The 19555-nt window shown below is 27.2% G+C and carries 14 protein-coding genes; 12 read left to right on the top strand and 2 right to left on the bottom strand.

Going from position 1 to position 19555, the window contains the following annotated elements:
* Positions 1–53 precede the first annotated feature (53 nt).
* Positions 54–896: a BglG family transcription antiterminator LicT gene (gene licT / locus Q3304_RS12175; protein WP_054271235.1), complete on the top strand. Its 843-nt coding sequence runs from the start codon at positions 54–56 to the stop codon at positions 894–896.
* Between the two features lie 281 nt (positions 897–1177).
* Positions 1178–3256, top strand: coding sequence for a glucose-specific PTS transporter subunit IIBC (gene ptsG / locus Q3304_RS12170; protein ID WP_054271234.1), 2079 nt, complete (start codon positions 1178–1180; stop codon positions 3254–3256).
* Between the two features lie 109 nt (positions 3257–3365).
* On the opposite strand, the gene Q3304_RS12165 is transcribed toward ptsG, so the two are convergent.
* Positions 3366–4235, bottom strand: a complete 870-nt coding sequence (locus Q3304_RS12165) for an AraC family transcriptional regulator (RefSeq protein WP_054271292.1) — start codon at positions 4233–4235, stop codon at positions 3366–3368.
* Between the two features lie 163 nt (positions 4236–4398).
* On the opposite strand from Q3304_RS12165, the gene Q3304_RS12160 reads away from it, so the two are divergent.
* The 3 genes from Q3304_RS12160 to Q3304_RS12150 all read left to right on the top strand — a co-directional run bounded on the left by Q3304_RS12160 (position 4399) and on the right by Q3304_RS12150 (position 9669).
* Positions 4399–5853, top strand: a complete 1455-nt coding sequence (locus Q3304_RS12160; RefSeq protein ID WP_054271233.1) for a UDP-N-acetylmuramoyl-L-alanyl-D-glutamate--2,6-diaminopimelate ligase — start codon at positions 4399–4401, stop codon at positions 5851–5853.
* Positions 5854–6127: 274 nt separating this feature from the next.
* Positions 6128–8407 carry an EAL domain-containing protein gene (locus Q3304_RS12155; RefSeq protein WP_054277283.1) on the top strand — a complete coding sequence of 760 codons (2280 nt, stop codon included), beginning with the start codon at positions 6128–6130 and terminating at the stop codon, positions 8405–8407.
* Between the two features lie 224 nt (positions 8408–8631).
* On the top strand, positions 8632–9669 hold the full coding sequence (locus tag Q3304_RS12150) for a GNAT family N-acetyltransferase (protein WP_407813674.1): 1038 nt from the start codon (positions 8632–8634) through the stop codon (positions 9667–9669).
* 270 nt (positions 9670–9939) lie between these two features.
* Here the strand turns inward: Q3304_RS12150 and ychF are convergent, their stop codons facing one another.
* Entirely contained in the window at positions 9940–11037 is a 1098-nt protein-coding gene (ychF, locus tag Q3304_RS12145) for a redox-regulated ATPase YchF (protein ID WP_407813676.1), read from the bottom strand.
* A gap of 315 nt (positions 11038–11352) precedes the next feature.
* Between ychF and yfmF the strand changes: the two genes are divergently transcribed.
* The 7 genes from yfmF (at position 11353) to rsmH (ending at position 19421) form a co-directional block, all read left to right on the top strand.
* Complete coding sequence (gene yfmF, locus Q3304_RS12140; protein WP_054271230.1) at positions 11353–12618, top strand: EF-P 5-aminopentanol modification-associated protein YfmF; 1266 nt, start codon at positions 11353–11355, stop codon at positions 12616–12618.
* A gap of 14 nt (positions 12619–12632) precedes the next feature.
* Positions 12633–13919, top strand: a complete 1287-nt coding sequence (yfmH, locus tag Q3304_RS12135) for an EF-P 5-aminopentanol modification-associated protein YfmH (RefSeq protein WP_054271229.1) — start codon at positions 12633–12635, stop codon at positions 13917–13919.
* A 1656-nt stretch (positions 13920–15575) separates the two neighbouring features.
* A complete protein-coding gene (locus Q3304_RS12130; RefSeq protein ID WP_407813678.1) occupies positions 15576–15701 on the top strand; it encodes a hypothetical protein in 126 nt (41 codons plus the stop codon).
* Positions 15702–15858: 157 nt separating this feature from the next.
* Positions 15859–16032, top strand: a complete 174-nt coding sequence (locus tag Q3304_RS12125; protein WP_407813680.1) for a hypothetical protein — start codon at positions 15859–15861, stop codon at positions 16030–16032.
* Positions 16033–16123: 91 nt separating this feature from the next.
* On the top strand, positions 16124–17194 hold the full coding sequence (locus Q3304_RS12120) for an acyltransferase family protein (RefSeq protein ID WP_407813682.1): 1071 nt from the start codon (positions 16124–16126) through the stop codon (positions 17192–17194).
* A 515-nt stretch (positions 17195–17709) separates the two neighbouring features.
* Positions 17710–18453, top strand: coding sequence for a prolipoprotein diacylglyceryl transferase (gene lgt / locus Q3304_RS12115; RefSeq protein ID WP_054271228.1), 744 nt, complete (start codon positions 17710–17712; stop codon positions 18451–18453).
* 32 nt (positions 18454–18485) lie between these two features.
* Complete coding sequence (gene rsmH, locus Q3304_RS12110; RefSeq protein WP_223152786.1) at positions 18486–19421, top strand: 16S rRNA (cytosine(1402)-N(4))-methyltransferase RsmH; 936 nt, start codon at positions 18486–18488, stop codon at positions 19419–19421.
* Positions 19422–19555 lie beyond the last annotated feature (134 nt).

The raw sequence follows: 19555 nt of genomic DNA, 5'->3' as shown, positions 1-19555 counted from the left end.
TTAGGTGTTTTTTTATGAATAAGTGAATTTGTATTTTGGGAGATATATTGATTATGATTATTCAACAAATTTATAATAATAATGTTGTATTGGTTCTAGATGAAAATATAAAAAAAGAATTGATATTAACAGGATGTGGGATTGGATTTCAGAAAAAGAAAGGTCAAGAAGTAGACAAAAGTAAAATTGAAAGAACCTTTGTTATACAGGATGAAAGTTTTGTAGATAAAATTGGAAAACTGGCAAGCCAGGTTGATGAAAAATTTTTTGAGATTAGCACAGATATAATTGCTTATGCAGAGGGAATCTTGAACACTGAACTTTATGAATATATTTATGTAGCACTTACTGACCATATTGCATTTGCGATTAAAAGGTATAATGAAAATATAACTATAAAGAATGATTTACTACATGAAATAAAAAGAATACATAAAAAAGAATATGAGATTGGTAAATGGGCTGTAGATTATATAAATAAAGAATTTAATGTACAATTTCCACTTGATGAAGCTGGTTTTATAGCCATGCATATAGTAAATTCAAATTATAAAGGAAGTTCAAAGGAATCTCTATTAATTACTAAAATAGTAAAAGACATACTCAATATTATAAGATACTACTATAGAGTTGAATTTAGAGAAGATGATATAAATTATGATAGGCTTCTTACTCATCTGAAGTTCTTTGCAAATCGCTTGGTAAAAAGAGAAGAAATAAATGATGCAAATAATGAAATTATAGATATAATAAAAGTAAAGTATGAAAAAGATTATAACTGCGCATATAAAATAAAAACTCATGTAGAGAAGAATTACGATTACTATGTAAGTCAAGATGAATTACTGTATTTAACATTACATATCAAAAGAGTTATATCTGTATTAAACTCATAATAAAAGGGAACTCGATACAAAATATATAGGTTAAATATATTATTTAAAAGTTAATACAAAATAATAATTTTAAAACATTAAGATTGTTACTGATGATGCAGGCAAGACTTAGGTTTATAAAAAAATTATAATAGTTTATTTTTAATTCTGAAATTAGGTTAATATAGATTTATTTATATTAGCGTAAGTTGGATTTTGGAATTAGGTGTACTAATGTAATTTTTTATAAACTTAAGTCTTTTTTATTTAAAAAATATAAAATAATAAGGAGAGAAGAGTATATGAAAAAAATATTTGGTATTTTACAGAAAGTAGGGAAATCTTTAATGCTACCAGTTGCATTACTTCCAGCAGCAGGTATATTACTTGGTATAAGCAATGCTTTAGCAGGAGATGCATTATTAGCTCATTTTCCAGCTTTAGCTAATCCTACATTTCAACTTATAATAAGTATAATGGAAAGTTCAGGTCAAATTATATTTAATAACTTACCACTTATATTTGCAGTTGGTGTGGCTGTAGGTTTGACTGAAGGAGAAGGTGTTGCAGCATTGGCAGCCATAGTAGGTTTTTTAATTCTCAATACATCTATGGGGGTTATGGCAGGTGTTACAGAAGGTATGATAGATAATTCTATGTATGCAAGTATTGTTGGAATACCAACGATTCAAACAGGTGTATTTGGTGGTATCATAATAGGGATAGTGGCTGCTTATCTTTATAAGAAGTTCTATAAAATTGAGTTACCTCAATATTTAGGTTTTTTTGCAGGTAAAAGATTTGTTCCAATTGTTACTTCATTGGCAGCCATAGCAATAGGAATCATATTGTCTTTTGTTTGGCCTCCAATACAAGAGGGATTGCTTAGTTTCTCAAAAAATGTCATAGAGACAAATCAAACACTAGCAGCGTTTATGGAAGGTTCTTTAGAAAGACTATTAATACCTTTTGGTTTACATCACGTTTTTCATAATCCATTTTGGTATCAATTTGGAGAATACATAAATAAAGCTGGTGAACTTGTAATGGGTGACCAAAAGATATTCTTTGCCCAACTTAAAGATGGAGTAACCTTCACATCAGGTACTTTTATGACAGGAGCATTTCCTTTTATGATGTTTGGTCTTCCAGCAGCAGCGCTTGCTATGGTACATGAAGCAAAGCCTGAAAAGAAAAAATTTGTAGCAGGTATAATGGCATCAGCAGCATTGACTTCTTTTTTAACAGGAATAACTGAACCAATAGAGTTTGCATTTTTATTTGTGGCACCAGCATTATTTGCAATACACTGTTTATTTTCAGGTTTATCATATGCAGTGATGCAATTATTGGGAGTTAAAATTGGTTTTACATTTTCAGGAGGACTAATAGATTTCTTGTTATTTGGTGTACTTCCTAATAGAACTCCATGGTATTTAGCTATTTTAGTAGGTCTTGGGTTTGCAGTATTATACTATAGTGTATTTAGATTTATGATAAGAAAGTTCAATTTAAAGACACCAGGAAGAGAAGATGAGTCAGAAACCAATGTAGGTACTGTTGAAATGTCTAAAAATGAATTAGCATCAGAGATTTTAGTTGCCCTAGGGAATAAAGAAAATCTAAAGAGTCTAGATGCTTGTATAACAAGACTTAGATTAGTTGTAAATGATATAGATAAAGTAGATAAAGAAAAGCTAAAATCACTTGGAGCAGCAGGTGTTATGGTTATTGGAAATAATGTTCAAGCTATATTTGGACCTAAATCAGATGCAATAAAGTCTGATATAAAGGATATAATAGAAGGAAAAATAAAAGTTGAAGACAAGAATATTAAAGATACATATAAAAATAAAGTGGGAAAAAACAATACAGAAATCGTCAACATGGGAGATTCTTTATTAGAAGAAGAGGTTTATGCCCTTACAAATGGAGAGTTACTAGACATAGAAGATGTGCCAGACTCTGTATTTTCAAGCAGATTGATGGGCGATGGATTTGCAATTAAATCTGATGATGGATTAATATATTCACCAGTTGATGGAACTATTGGAGTTGTATTTCCAACTAAGCATGCGATAATAATAAAATCTAAGAAAAGTGGAGTAGAAATACTTATACATTTAGGAATAGAAACTGTAAACTTAGAAGGTAATGGATTTGAAGTATTTGTGAATGTAGGAGATGAAGTCAAAGCAGGGGATAAGTTAGTGAAAATGGACTTAGAGTATATTGAGAAAAATGGTCTATCAGTAATAAGCCCTGTAGTATTTACTAATTTAGAGCAAAATCAGAAATTAAGCATTAAAAAAGGAAGAATCATAGCAAAAGAGAAGAATCGTGTAAGCATAGTAAGAGATAATGTTGAAAAGATTGGATAGATATATAATATTTTAATTTATTTTAAAATATTAGCAACCATGAGATATTAGTAAGATGAATAGACTAATATCTCATGTGTTTATTGAGACAACATTTATAACAAATAATTTACTCATCTAAAAGAGTAATATCTAAAGGACTTTTATTGTTTATATAATTTTTAGGAGATACCCCATAGTACTTTTTAAATGCTCTTACAAAACTAGAATAATCGTTGAATCCACATTTACTACAAACTTCGCTCATAAGATTACCATTAATTATTAATGATTTTGCCAAAATTAATCTTTTCTGGACTATATAATTGTGTATGGATGTCCCAGTATAAGACTTAAACTTTCTCATAAGATAATATTTACTTATAAAAAATTCAGATGATATGCTATCTATGGAAAGCTTATTATCTATATTTGAATTTATATAGTTTAATATTTTTTTTATAGTTTCATCATAAAAAACATCTTCTGTTGATTCTGTATTTTCACTTTTTAAGAAAATTCTATTTAAGAATATCATAAGTTGTATAAACAATGTGTTTCTCAATAGTTCATTTCCAAATTCATTGTTAGATTCAGAAATATTTATTTGTTCAATAAAAGTCTTAATGGATTGAATATCATGTATATTTAAACGTAATCTATTACATTTATTTTCTGTGGCTATTTTAAAACATTTTTCTAAGTCACTAGTAATATTACTATTTTTTTTCATAAATTCTGGACTAATCCATATTGCAATTCTCTCATAAAATACATCTGAATCTATAACTGGTTTATGGATTTCATTATTACTGATAAAAAGTATATCCCAAGGTTTTAGTTTATAGGGAATTCCTTCAACAAAATAAGTGACATTTCCATCTATAAATATAATTATCTTATTAAAATCATGATTATGGTATTCAAATTTTATATCTTTTTTGTCTCTAATATTAAATATTTTAAAATTATCATTTAAGTACCCAATTTTTTTATCCATAGCTTTTATATGAGACCTTTCTTGAGTTATATTATAAAAAATTATAGAGCATTTTTTGCAATATTTCAAGCATTTTTAACCATTCACATAGTAAAAAATTCTTAATATAATATTATATGTAGTGTAATTTTAGCAGAAAGAGTTTAAAGGGAGGAAAGCATTTATGAAATTAAATGATATTATACAAGGTTTGGATATAGTCAATGTCAAAGGTGAATTAAATATAGATATTAATAATGTACAATATGATTCAAGAAAGGTTACAGAAGGTACATTATTTGTATGCATAAAAGGATTTGTGTCAGATGGTCATAAGTATATAAAAGATGCTATAGAAAAGGGAGCAAAAGCCTTTATTGTTGAAGAAGATGTAGAAATAAAAGGATATACATTTATAAAGGTAAAAGATACAAGAAAAGATATGGCAAAGATAGCTGACAATTTTTACAATCATCCATCTCAGAAATTTAATGTTATAGGAGTTACAGGTACTAATGGAAAAACTAGTATAACTACTATATTAAATGAGATATTAACTTTAAATAAAAATAAAGTTGGTCTTATAGGAACTATAAAAATTTTTGATGGTGAAAAAGACATTGTTTCTAGTTCAACGACTCCAGAAAGTATAGATTTACAATATCATTTTAATAATATGTTAGATAATGGATGTGATTACTGTGCGATGGAAGTTTCATCACACTCATTGGCATTAAATAGAGTTGATGAGACAGACTTCAAGGTGGGCATATTTACAAATTTAACACCAGACCATTTAGACTTTCATAAAGACTTAGAGGACTATAGAAAAGCCAAAGAAAAGTTGTTTTTTAAGACTACTATGGCAAATATAATAAATATAGATGATGAAGGTGGAAAAAAGATATATGAAAATATAAAAGATTTAAATGTACCTTGTTACACTTATGGTGTTGATACTAAAGCTGATTTTATGGCTAGAGATATAAAATCAGATTCGGATGGAGTATCTTATAGGTTGATAACACCTTCTTATGAAGAAGTTATATTTATACCTGTTCCAGGGATGTTTACAGTATATAATACATTGGCAGTTATAGCTGCTTGCTATGTACTTGGCATACCTAAGCCAGTGTATAAAGAAGGTCTTAGACTTTCTAATGGAGTATCAGGAAGGTTTGAAACAGTTCCAAATGATAAGGGAATCAGTGTAATTGTAGATTATGCTCATACCCCTGATGCACTTGAAAATGTATTGAAAACAACTCAACAATTTGCAGAAGGTAAAATAATTTCTGTGTTTGGATGTGGTGGAGATAGAGATACTGAAAAGAGACCTTTAATGGGAGCTATTGGACAAAAGTATTCTGATTTATGTATTATAACTTCTGATAATCCAAGAACTGAAGAACCAGAAGCAATAATAAAAGATATACTTGAAGGAATTGATAAGAAAAAAGAAAATTATCATGTTGTTTCGGATAGAAAACAAGCTATAGCAGAGGCTATAAGTATGGCAAAGAAAAATGATGTTGTTATCATAACAGGTAAGGGACATGAGACTTATCAAATTATAGGTAAAGTTAAGCATCATTTTGATGATAAAGAAGTTGCAAATGAATGTTTAAGTAAAATGTAATATGAGAATCTAATAAAACAAGACATCTAAAAATGTAATATCAAAATCTATTTTGATATTACATTTTTATTTTGTATATGGAAATTGTTGTAAAATAAGTAATACAATAATAGGAGTTCTAATATCTACATTAATTAATTTATTATTGTAATAAAGTTTATAATTTTGTATAATTACAGTAAATATGGAAAAATAAGTATCATTATAAAATGCTTACAGTAATTGACATAAAATAATAATTATATATAGAGATTCTAGAAAGGCAGGAAGCATAATGTTAAGTGATGCAAAAAATAATAGGCATGGTTTGTCCATAATTGCCGTAATAAGTATCTTAGTAATTACAATTTCCTGTTTGATTTATGGTTCAAGGTTGAATAAGACATTAGGTGAAGAAACGAATCAATATCTTTCAGAAATAGCAAATCAAAGCGTCAATGTGTTGAGAAAACAAATTAATGGAGATATAAAGTTATTACAATCAATTTCAATATTTGTTGAAGGAGAGGGGTCTTTTGAAGTAGATAATATCCTTTCTATACTTAAAAGAGAAGCTGTCAATAGCTCATTCAAAAGAATGGGGGTTATTTTACCAAATGGCACAGCATATACTACGGATGGTCATATAGAAGATTTCTCGAAAAGGGATTATTTCTTGAAATCAATGCAGGGAGAAGTGGCTATAACAGGCAAATTAAAAGATGTAATAAAAGATAATGAAAATGTTAATAGCGACATTAATGTATATTCTGTACCAATTTATAAAGGTAATGAGGTTAAAGGGGTCATATTTGCCACACATAACACCAAGTTGTATGAAAAGATTCTTTCTGTGCAAACCTTTAATGGAAGAGGATATTCTTATATAGCTAAGAGTAATGGAGATATTGTTTTAAATCCAAGCAGTAAAAATGCTAACACTAATAAGGAAAATTTATTTACTTATATTGGTAAAAGTGATGCCTTATCAAAGCCTACTCTTAATAACATGAAGTCAAACATAAAAAATTTTAAGTCTGGTTCATTGAGTTATAATATGTCTGGAAGAGGATATTATTTGAGTTATGCGCCAATAGGAATCAATGATTGGTATCTTTTTTCTGAAGTACCTAAAACTGCTGTATCTGAGAAGTCATATGCTATTATAAAGCTTACATTATCAGCATGTGTAGTTTTGATTATAATATTTACTGCATTAACAATTTACATATTGTTTATACAAAAAAAGAGTAAGGAAAAATTAGAAGATTTTGCTTTTAAGGACAACGTTACAGGTATCGGAAATTCAAATAAATTTAATCTTGAGGGTGGCAAATTTTTATCATCTCATGAGAAGAAGAATCTAGTTTTAATTTATTTTGATGTGGATAAGTTTAAGCTAGTAAATGATAGGTTTGGATATGAAGAAGGGGATAGAGTATTAAAAGAAATAGCAGAGATAATTAAGAGTATGTTTAAAGAGCAATCTGTATTTTCAAGAATTTCAAATGATAATTTTGCAATAATATTTGAAAAGAAAAACAATAGAGAATCAGTTATTGGAATATGTGAACTTATACGTAAAAAAATGTCAATGATAAAAACTAGCCTAGGAGTAGAGCTAAATTTAATTCCATCGATAGGAGTATACTTTGTTGAAGAGGGAGAAACAAATATTTCTACCTGTCTTGATAAAGCTATGATTGCAAAAACGACAGTAAAAAGAAAATATTTAAAAGTTTATGAAATTTATGCTGAAAATTTAAAAGAGACTCTCATAGAAGAACGTGATATTGAACAAGAAATGCATGATGCTTTAAAAAATGAACAATTTAAAGTTTATTTACAACCTAAAATTGAATTATCAACTGCTAAAATTGTAGGTGCTGAAGCTCTTGTACGTTGGCAGCATCCTAAAAAAGGATTAATAAGTCCAGGTGTGTTTATTCCTATTTTTGAGAAGAATGGTTTCATAACAGAATTAGATATGTTTGTATTTACTCAAGTTTGTAAAAATTTTAAACGTTGGGAAAATGAAAGTTTTCCTACATTTCCTATATCAATAAATTTATCAAGGGTGCATCTTGAGAACCCAGATTTTATATTTGAGCTTGAAAATATAACAAAAGAATATGGGATTGAACCAGATTTAATTGAAATTGAGCTGACAGAAAGTGCAATTTTTGATAATACAAAAATATTGTTTAAAATAATGCAGGATTTAAAGTCTGTTGGATTCAAAATTTCTATGGATGATTTCGGTTCAGGTTATTCTTCCTTGAATATGCTTAAAGATATGCCAATTGATGTATTAAAATTGGATAGGGAATTTTTTATAACAGTAGGAGATATGAAAAAAAGTCAAATTGTAGTTTCAAGTATTGTTCAAATGGCAAAGCAACTTGATATAAAAGTTGTTTCAGAAGGAGTCGAGACATTGGAGCAAGCTGAATTTTTAAGAGTTATAGGTTGTGATATGGCTCAAGGTTTTTTATTTGCTAGACCAATGCCAATCGAAAAATATGAAAAACTAATCTTAGATAGATATATTGTAAAAGGAAAAGAAACAAATTAAATAAATTATAAAACATAACATAAAAATTTAAAAAAAGTGAACCTTGTTTAATCAATGCTCACTTTTTTTATATAAAAATACACTATTACAAGAATCTAAATCGTTATAGGAATTAGATGATATTTTAAAAGAAATATATGAAATATTCTGATATAAACAGTTTGATAGTATGGTTTATGCAGTTAAGTATATTAAACATTATTTGAAAAATTGGGAGGATAAATTTGGAGAATATAATAATTAGAGAAATGGAAGCTGATGAAAGAAGGTTTGTGTGGGAACTTGGTAAATCAAGTTTTGGATTGGTTGAAGGCTTGGCATTCAAGAAACCAAAAGATGCTTTTCTTGCTATAGTGGATGGACATATTGTTGGGATGGCTTCTTATAGAATTTTTCATGCAAAAAATAGTCAAAAGATTGGTTACTTAGAAACAGCCTATGTAAAAAAAGGTTATGAGGGTAAAGGAATAGGAAGTAAGCTTTATAAAAAGGTAACTATGTTTTTAAAAGATCAGGGTTGCAAAACAGTAACTGCCACTGTAAAAGATGATAATGTTGCGTCATGGAAGCTTTTTGAAAATAATGGATATAATATTATGAGTTTTACACAGATGTTACAAAATTATGGGCTAATTGGGACTGTACAATTATGGATACACAGCACGCTTTTTATTGCCTCTGGGTTTCATCTATGGAGTACTTCAGCACAAAAAAGCAATTCATCAATTCGACAATTAGGAACTTACATAATTTTGAACTTATTGATATTGTTTCCTATTTTATTGTTTGACAATAATTTAATTGATTGTAGCGTCATGGTAGGTGCATTTTTTTCTTTGTTGATTATTTCCTTAATTAGTGGAATGTTTGCAACCTTAATTTTACCCGAGAAATGGATATTTACTGTTACACGAGGTGGATTGTTTATATCATTATTGGTGACAGTATTAGGTGGTATATGGCCAATGATAGGTAGATTTTATCCAAAAGACTACAAATCAACTGCTAGGTTTAGACGCAACATGGCTATTGAAGGATTATTTGAATGGTTAGGATTATTGTGTTTTGTTTTATGGATAGCAGTTGTAGGAAAATCAGAATTTAGTGAATACATAGTTTCACTTGGAAAGACTTTGTTGATTTTACATAGTATACCTTTTTATCCATTTGAATGTTTTGGTGGAAGGCGTATTTGGGATTATAGTAAAATACTTTCAGTAGCAACAGTAGTAATTTCTATAGGTGTATTAAATCTATTTTAGAAATATAATTTTATAACCAAGATTTGAGGCTAAAGTCTTATTAAAAAACAAAAACTAACTTATAAATTTAATTGTTATATGTAATAGATTAGATTTTATCATACAAAAAAGAGAGTTTTTCATTGTGATTATTAGAAATCATTTGGAATAACTCTCTTTTTTGCAAAGAATCTATATAATTATTGTAAGATAATAAAAAATTTCATTATTATAACTATAATATCCTAATCATAGTACTTACAATAGCCAAAGTCTACAAAGTTAATAATTTTAAACATTAAATCTAAATAATATAACATCTCCATCTTTAACTATGTATTCCTTACCTTCTAATTTAACTAATCCTTTTTCCTTAGCAGCAGCCATAGTACCATGCTCAACTAAATCATTAAAAGCTATTGTTTCAGCTCTTATAAATCCTCTTTCTATATCAGAATGTATTTTTCCTCCTGCTTGAGGTGCCTTACTTCCAACCTTTATAGTCCATGCTCTAACTTCTTTTGGACCAGCAGTTAAGAATGAAATTAAACCAAGTAAAGCATAAGAAGATTTTATAAGTTTGTCAAGTCCTGATTGTTCAAGACCTAATGTCTCTAAAAATTCTTTCTTTTCTTCAGGAGAATCAAGTTCAGAAATCTCTGCTTCTATTTGTGCACATACAACAACAACTTCAGCATCTTCTGTTTCGGCAAATGCTTTAACTTGTTGAACATACTTATTATTTTCCCCATTATCAGCCAAGTCATCTTCTGATACATTTGAAGCGTATATTACAGGTTTAGATGTAAGTAAATCTAATGAATTTACGAATACCTGTTCATCTTCTGTAAATTGCATAGTTCTTACACACTTACTTTCCTCTAAAGTAGACATGATTGATTTTAGTAAATCAAGTTCAGAGCTTAAAGTCTTATCAGCTTTAGCAGCCTTTTGAGTCTTATGGATTCTTCTTTCAAGAATTTCTATATCAGAGAAAATTAATTCTAAGTTTATAGTCTCTATATCACGAAGTGGGTCTACAGAACCATCTACATGTATAACATTTTCATCTTCAAAGCATCTAACAACATGGACTATTGCATCAACTTCTCTTATATGTGATAAAAATTTATTTCCTAAACCTTCTCCCTTAGAAGCACCTCTAACTAAACCAGCTATATCACAAAATTCTATAGCAGTAGGGACTATTTTTTCAGAATTATATAATTCTTGTAGTTTGTTCAATCTTTCATCTGGAACAGATACAACTCCAACATTTGGGTCTATCGTACAAAAAGGGTAATTTGCAGATTCTGCACCTGCTTGAGTTATTGCGTTAAATAGTGTGCTTTTACCTACATTTGGTAAACCAACTATACCTAATTTCATATTAATCGTCCTCTCTCTTATTCTTTTTTATATTCTTTATATAACTTTAAACAATCAATCTATAGGATTGCAAAATTGTTTTAATTATAGACATACATATTGATTATACATCATATATATTAAGCTTGTAAACTAGACTTTAAAGCAGATTGATTTAAATAATATTTGAATTTAATTTAAATAAAAATATTGCTTTTAGAAAATAATAAAAAGGATATAATTAAATAGAAGGTTGTTATATGTTAGTATATATAATTAGAAAATAAATAAATTTCAATTTAAAAATTGATGTTTAAATAAAAATAGGAGGTACATATGGTTAATACTAAGAAAATAATAAATTTAGGTAATAATATTAATCTTACTTTGATAAAAACAGAGAAGTTTAAATCAAATCTTATAAGTTTGTATGTTCAAAGAATCCTTGATGAAAAAGAAACTACAAAAAATGCTCTAATTCCAGCAATAATAGCAAGTGGAAGTGAAAAATATCCTAGTGCAAGAGCAATATCTAATAAGCTAGATGATTTATATGGTTCATCTATGGGAGCTGATGCTGTAAAGCGTGGAGAGAGACAAGTATTGAGTTTCAAAATAATTAATATAAGTGAAAAATATTTAGATGAGAGTATATTTGAAGAAGTGGTGGAATTTTTTAATGAAGTGATAAATAACACTCTTGTTGTAGATGGTGGATTTAAAGAAGAATATTTAAATATTGAAAAAGAAAATTTAAGAGAAAAAATACAATCAGTAATAAATGATAAAAAAGAGTATGCACAAGATAAATGTATTGAAGCTATGTGTAAAGGTGAAAGATACAGTATAAGTGAATTTGGTTATGAAGATGAAATAGATAGTATAACTTCAAAAGATTTATATGAACATTATAAAAATATACTTAAAACATCACCAATAGATATAGTTGTGGAAGGTGATTTTGATGAAGATAAGGTTGTAGATATAATAAGTAAGAATCTAAAATTTGAAAGAGAAGATATTATAGATATACCAAGAGCTGATTTTATAAAAAATGTAGATGAAGTAAAAATTGTAGATGAACAAATGGAAATAACTCAAGGTAAACTTGTTATGGGTTACAGAGCAAATGTTGATTATGCAGATACAGATAAATATTATGCTCTTGTTGTTGGAAGCAATGTATTAGGTGGCGGACCTCATTCTAAATTATTTGTGAATGTAAGAGAAAAAGAAAGCTTATGTTATTATGTATTTTCTTCGATAGAAAAGTATAAAAGTATTATGTTCATATCTTCTGGTATAGAAACTAAAGATTATGATAAAGCTGTGAAGTTGATAAAAGAACAAGTAGAAAGTATAAAAGCAGGAGATATATCTGATGAAGAATTAGAAAATAGCAAACTTGCTTTAGTTAACTCTATGAAATCTATAACAGATAATATAGGTGGGATGTCTGATTTTGCTTTTTCTCAGTCTATGTCAAAGACAAATTCTGAAGTAGAAGACATAATATCTAGTATAGAAAAAGTTACTAAAAAGGATATAGTCGAGGCTATAAAAGGTATAGAGCTTGATACTGTATACTTTTTAAGAAATTAATGGAGGAAATGTCTATGGAAAAAATAGTTAATGATATATTGAGAGAAGAAGTTTATTATGAAAAATTGCAAAATGGGCTAGATGTATACTTTATGCCTAAAAGAGGCTTTACTAAAAAATATGCTATTTTGGCTACTAATTATGGTTCAAATGACTTGGAATTTATACCAATTGGAGAAGATAAAAAAATTAGAGTAAATGAAGGTATAGCACACTTTTTAGAGCATAAGATGTTTGAACAACCTGATGGAGGAGATGCATTTGATAAATTTTCTAAATTAGGAGTAAGTGCAAATGCATTTACTAATTTCACAATGACAGCATACTTATTTTCTGCTACTGAAAATTTTTATGAGAGTTTAGAACATTTAATTGACTATGTCCAAACACCTTATTTTACAGATGAAAATGTTGAAAAAGAAAAAGGTATAATAGCCCAAGAAATAAAAATGTACAATGATGACCCTGATTGGAATGTATACTTTAATTGCTTGAAGGCAATGTATGTAAATTATCCTGCTAGAATTGATATAGCAGGTACAGTAGATAGTATATATAAGATAACTAAAGAAGAACTGTATAAATGTTACAATACTTTCTATAATCCAGGAAATATGGCTTTATTCGTTGTTGGTGATTTGGATGTAGAAAAAGTTGTAGATGTAACTAAAAAAGCAAATAACTATGATGTAGATAAACTTTCTAAGAGTATAGAGAGATTTTATCCAGAAGAACCTAAAAGTGTAAAAGAAAAAGAAGTAATAGAAAAATTCCCTATATCTATGCCTATGTTTAATATAGGTTTTAAGGATAGTAATGTTGGTTTAAAAGGAAAAGAACTTCTACGTAAAGAGATTGTAACTGACATACTTGTAGGTATGTTATTTAAAAAAGGAAGTAAACTTTATGAAGATTTGTATATGCAAGGATTAATAAATGAAAATTTTGGAGCGGGATTTTCATCTCAAGTAGATTATGCTTTTAGTATAATAGCTGGAGATTCTAAGGAACCTAAAAAAGTAAAAGATATAATTATTGAGTATATAGAAAACTCAAAAAAAGAAGGTTTATCTAAAGAAGAATTTGAAAGAACTAAAAAGAAGAAGATTGGTTCATTTATTAAGTACTTTGATTCAATAAATTTTATAGCAAATAGTTTTATATCTTATGTATTTAAGGATATAAATATATTAGATTATTTAGATGTTGTTAAAGACATTACTTTTGATGAAGTAGAAGAAAGATTAAAAGAACACTTTAAAGAAGAGTATTGTGTTATTTCTATTGTAGAACCTAAATAAAGATTTACTTATAATAAGAATATATAAGGAGTTGTCTAAAATTTGATTTTTTCTAATCAAATTTTAGGTTCAATTCCATTTTGGATTTTTATATGCTATTTTTACTGTTTTTTGTTACTATCTTAAATTTGTAGTTTTGTTTTGTAATTCTGAACGCTCCTTCTTCTTGAATAGAGCAATTTATTATAAGTAAAATTTCTAATTTATTTTTAATATTGTTTTGACCACATTCCCTAAGTTTAGTAAAAACTTTATAATATTAAATTCTTTTATTATTCTTATCTTTAAAGAATTTACTGCACAAAAAGCAACTTTCACATTTATACACATATATTTCAGAGAGATATCCATTTTTATTTGTTTGATTTTTTCATATACAAGATTTAAAGGTATGCTTTTTAATTTGCTTGTAATTTATAGTTTTCTTTACCTTCAGTATCACATATAATATTCCTAGATTGTTTTTTATAGTTATTTTATATATTTTTAAGCAGAATTTAATCATAACTAATTAAAAATTCAATTAGTTGTTTAAATAAATTTTCTATAACTGGAGTTAATTATTCTGATTCAGAACATGAAATTGTATTATGGTTAGCTACTTTATCTCCATCTAGTAAAAATCTAAAGTTGATGTCTCTCCAGCAGGATTTCTCTATTTTAGAGAATATGACTCATATAACTTAATATAGCTAAAATTAAGCTAAGTGGTTTTAGTTAATCATATTCAATAATATTTATTTCAATATTTAATGGTGATATCACTTGCTTATAATACCCATATCTGCTATAATTAAGACGTTATTTTTTGTTTTTCATAGAATAACTATAACATAAAAAAGGAGTTCTTCAGAGCTACTTTTTTATGTTTATACAAAACTAAAGAACTAAAAGTTAATTATATTTTAAATTTTCTTAGATATCAGTATAGTTTGATTTTGAAGGTTTTACAGGTTTTTCCTATATGGTTGATATTTAATGTTTTTTGTCATAGATATTAATTTCAAAATAGGTAAAAGACTATGCAATTAGCTTTGTCATGTCACTTTTACACTAGAAGTAGAGATATATATGGGCTTAATATAAGGTTGATACTAGAATTTACCATAATATATTGTAAGTTATTAGGTTTTATGTTCTTGTTCGCAAGATGTGTACAGGATGTATGTTTTAGATTATGTGATATAATGCTTGACAATGTTTATTCATGGCATTTGTCATGCTTTTCTATTATTTCCTCAAATGTTTATATAATGTTTATATATAGTTAAAAACAGTCATTGGATATAATTTTGATTTAGAAACAGAAAATCAGTATAAGTGTTTATGATGATAGATTCTTAATTTCCTAGTTTCTCTAATAATTTTTAAATAGATTTATGACTGTCTCACTCATAGGTACTTGTTTTTTGCTTTTGGATTTTCAGTATGGTAATTGTTTTTTGTACTCATTACTAAATAGTGTTCTACATTGATGAGCTGTATACCAATAATTTATAGTACTAAAGATTGATTGTCAATGGTGTAGAGTTGACAGTGTGACGTTAATGGTGTTGTGTGAAATGCTATATACTAATATTAATGATACACAAGTAATGGAGGAAGACTATATGACATATTCAGGTGTGATTATAAAGAGGTTGACAGAGTTATGTAATGAAAGGTAAGACAAGAAATCCAAAATTGAAAACATTACATAAACTTGCAATTGGATTAGATATGACTTTTTTTGAATTATTAGATTCTCCAGAAACAAATGAAAAAGTTTTTGATGATGAATAGAGGTAATTGAATTGTATTGTTATATATTTCAATTACACTACTAATTTTAAATTAAAAAGTAGAAATTTATATGAAAAAACGGTATGGATTATTTAGCACAAATTTGAGAAAAATGTAAGCAATGAACAGTTTATCGAACTAACAAAGAAGTTACATGATGAAGTTATTTCTAAATAGAGAGGATTTATTTCTTAGAAATAATACTTACAAGAGAATATATGGATTGACTTTGTTGTTTAGCAAATGGAATAAAATGGGGATAACAGTACAGATAGTAGAACAAGGAAAAGAAGTTATAGATAATTTCTATGATTGGATTCAAATGAATTAATAGAAAATGTTAATTTCATAGCTTGTAAAAAATATTAACTATTTAATTATTAAGATGATAAGGTAGTTTAAAGTTTATAGGGGGATTATTAATGGAGTTTTCAACAAAAGATACAAAAGTTGTTAAAGGTATTGCAATAATGCTAATGATATATCATCATTTATTTACATTTCCTGATAGAATGCCAAATAATGTTTTACCTATATCGCTGTTTACAATTGCTGGTAACACAATTTCTTATTGGATAGGAAGTTTTGGAAAGTTATGTGTAGCATTATTCATTTTTTTAGCTGGATATGGAACATATATTTCTGCAAGAAATACAAATCAAACAGAAAATGCATTTATAACAAATAAATTAAGAAAATTATATATTATTTATTGGAAAGTTTTTATTATTTTTATTCCTATATGTATGCTTTTAAATATTAGCCCTGTTAGTAAGGACATAGAGACTTTAATATGGAATTTTTTAGGTATAAATGTATCATATAATGGTGAGTGGTGGTTTTTTACTCCTTATGTCTTTTTAATTATATTATTTCCAATAACTAAAAAAATACTTGGATCAAAAGACAGTTTTTGGCAAGATATAATCATAATTCTATCACTAACAACTCTAATAAGATATATTATTCCCACATTTGGAAGTTATCAATGGGGAAGTAATTTAAATAATTCATTATTTTGGGTAAAGCTAATACAGGCTTTAGACTTACTACCAAGTTTTTTAATTGGATGCATTTGCGCAAAGTATAATTTATTTTCTAAAGCAAAAGAAAAATTTAGAAGTAACAATATAAATTCATTATTAGCATTACTTATTATGTTCATCATATTTTATATGAGAAAGAGAACAGGAATAGTCTATGATTATATTTATGCTCCTATATTTACTATTTCATCAATTATTTTTTTAAATAATAGCTTTCTAAGCTTTTTATATACATTATTTGAAAAAATAGGAAATGAAAGCACTATTATATGGTTAACTCATAGCTTTTATTGTTATATGATATGCCCACAGTTAGTATATTATCCTCGTTTTTCAATTTTAATTGCAATTTGGTTATGCTTTATATGTTATTTAACTTCAAAAGGAATAAATTTATTATATAATAGTTTGAATAAAATTCGTTTGAAAAAAATTGAAAATACTTAAATTATAACTTTTTGCATATAATATGATTTAAGTGTATTACATTATCCTATGAAAAAAGAAAAAAATTCAGTTTGCATAGCAGTTGGTCTTATAAAGATTGACTGCTTTTTTTGACAAAAAAGTATTTTAATTGAAGTGTTAATTTAACATATTATTTTGTTTTATCAAGAATTTTCATTAGTAGTAAATTAGTAGTAAAATAAGTTTCGAAATCTTGTAGAGTCTCTATAAAAGCAGTGTTTTGGTAGAGAGTTAACCTTATAATTGTTTTTTTAATAAAAAAGAAGATGATTTAAATTTTTATTTTGAGACATCTCCTTTGATTTTAAAGAATTTTATAGCAATCATATTGGTATAATATATGTAATATATTATGAGTATTTGTAGAATTAGTTTTAATATTTTTTGTAGAATTAACATTAATATGTTATCATAATTTAGTATAATTACAATTAATTGTAAAGATAAGTATATTGCTTTGGAAATATTTTTAATTAATACGAAGAGGTGGAGTTATGGATAGAGTGGCATTTACACTATTTGGAATAGACATAATGTGGTATGGAATACTTATGGCATGTGGAATGATTCTAGGAACTTTAATTGCAATAAAAGAGTCAAAAAGAGTAGGAATTAAAGAAGATGATGTATTAAATATAGCTATAATAGCAATTCCAGCAGGACTAATCTGTGCAAGAATCTATTATGTAGTATTTAATTGGAGTTATTATGCTCAAAATATATCTCAAGTCTTTAATTTTAGAGGTGGTGGACTTGCTATACATGGAGGTTTAATTGGTGGAATATTAGCTGGGTATATATACACTAAAGTTAAAAACATTAACTTCTTAAAAATGGCTGATACAGTTATACTTGGAATGCCTTTAGCACAAGCTATAGGGAGATGGGGAAATTTTATTAATGGAGAAGCACATGGAGGTGTTACTAATTTACCTTGGGGAATAATGGTAGATGGAGTAAAGGTACATCCAACTTTTCTATATGAATCTATATGGGATTTTGGTATATTTATAGTTTTATTGCTGTTTAGAAAAAATAAAAAGTATGAAGGTCAAGTTATAGTTACTTATATAACTTTATATTCAATAGGAAGGTTTTTTATAGAGGGATTAAGAACTGATAGCTTAATGTTAGGACCACTTAGAATGGCACAAGTTATAAGCCTAGTTGGAGTGATTGGTGGTATAATTGCACATATTTATTTATCAAATAAAAATAAAAAAAATATTAGTGAATAATAGTTTAAATAGTGAATTTAAGGGAGGTAACTATGGAATTTCATCATGTATCAGTTCTTTTAAATGAGTGTATAGAAAATTTAAAGATAAAGCCAGATGGAGTGTATGTAGATTGTACTATGGGAGGAGCAGGTCATTCTAGAGAGATAGTAAAAAAACTATCAGATAAGGGATTATTTATAGGCTTTGACCAAGATAAAAATGCTATAAACACAGCAAGAGAGAGATTGAGCGAATATAAAGATAGAGTAAAGTTTGTTCATAGCAACTTTGAAAATATAAAAGAGGAATTAGAAAAAATAGGAGTTTACAAGATTGATGGCGTGTTGGCAGATTTAGGAGTATCATCTCATCAACTTGATGAAGCAGACAGAGGTTTTTCTTATATGCAAGATGCACCACTTGATATGAGGATGGATGTTAGATGTGAGTTTTCTGCATATGATGTTGTAAATACTTATACAGAAGATGAACTTGCTAAGATAATAAAAGATTATGGAGAAGACAACTGGGCTAAACGTATAGCTAAATTTATAGTTGAAGAAAGAACAAATAAATCAATAGAAACTACAGGTGAATTGGTAGACGTAATTAAAAAAGCTATTCCTAAAAAAGCTAGAATAGATGGACCTCATCCAGCTAAAAGAACTTTTCAGGCTATACGAATAGAAGTAAATAATGAACTTGGAGTAATTACGAAGATGATAAATGATGCTTCTTCTATAATGAATGAAGGTGGAAGAATATGTATAATAACATTTCATTCATTAGAAGATAGAATAGTAAAGAATGCATTTAAATATCTAGCATCAGATTGTATATGTCCACAACATTTACCTATATGTCAGTGTGACAAAGAATCTGAGGTAAAAATAATAACTAGAAAACCAATATTACCTAGTGATGAAGAAATAGAAGTAAATCCACGTTCAAGAAGTGCTAAGTTAAGAGTAGCAGAAAAAATATAACTTATACAATTTAGGATTAAAAAGTAAGTTTATGTAAAGAAGAGCTATTATAAGCAATTAAAAAGTATGATAAATTGTGTAGTATTAGAAGGTAATTGTGAAACAATTGATATTATAAGGCATATTTCTGTTAT

This window comes from Clostridioides sp. GD02377 (genome assembly GCF_045899875.1).
GTDB classification, from domain to species: Bacteria; Bacillota; Clostridia; order Peptostreptococcales; family Peptostreptococcaceae; genus Clostridioides; species Clostridioides difficile_A.
The sequence above is the reverse complement of the archived record's forward strand: the minus strand, read 5'-3'. Positions and strand labels throughout refer to the sequence as shown.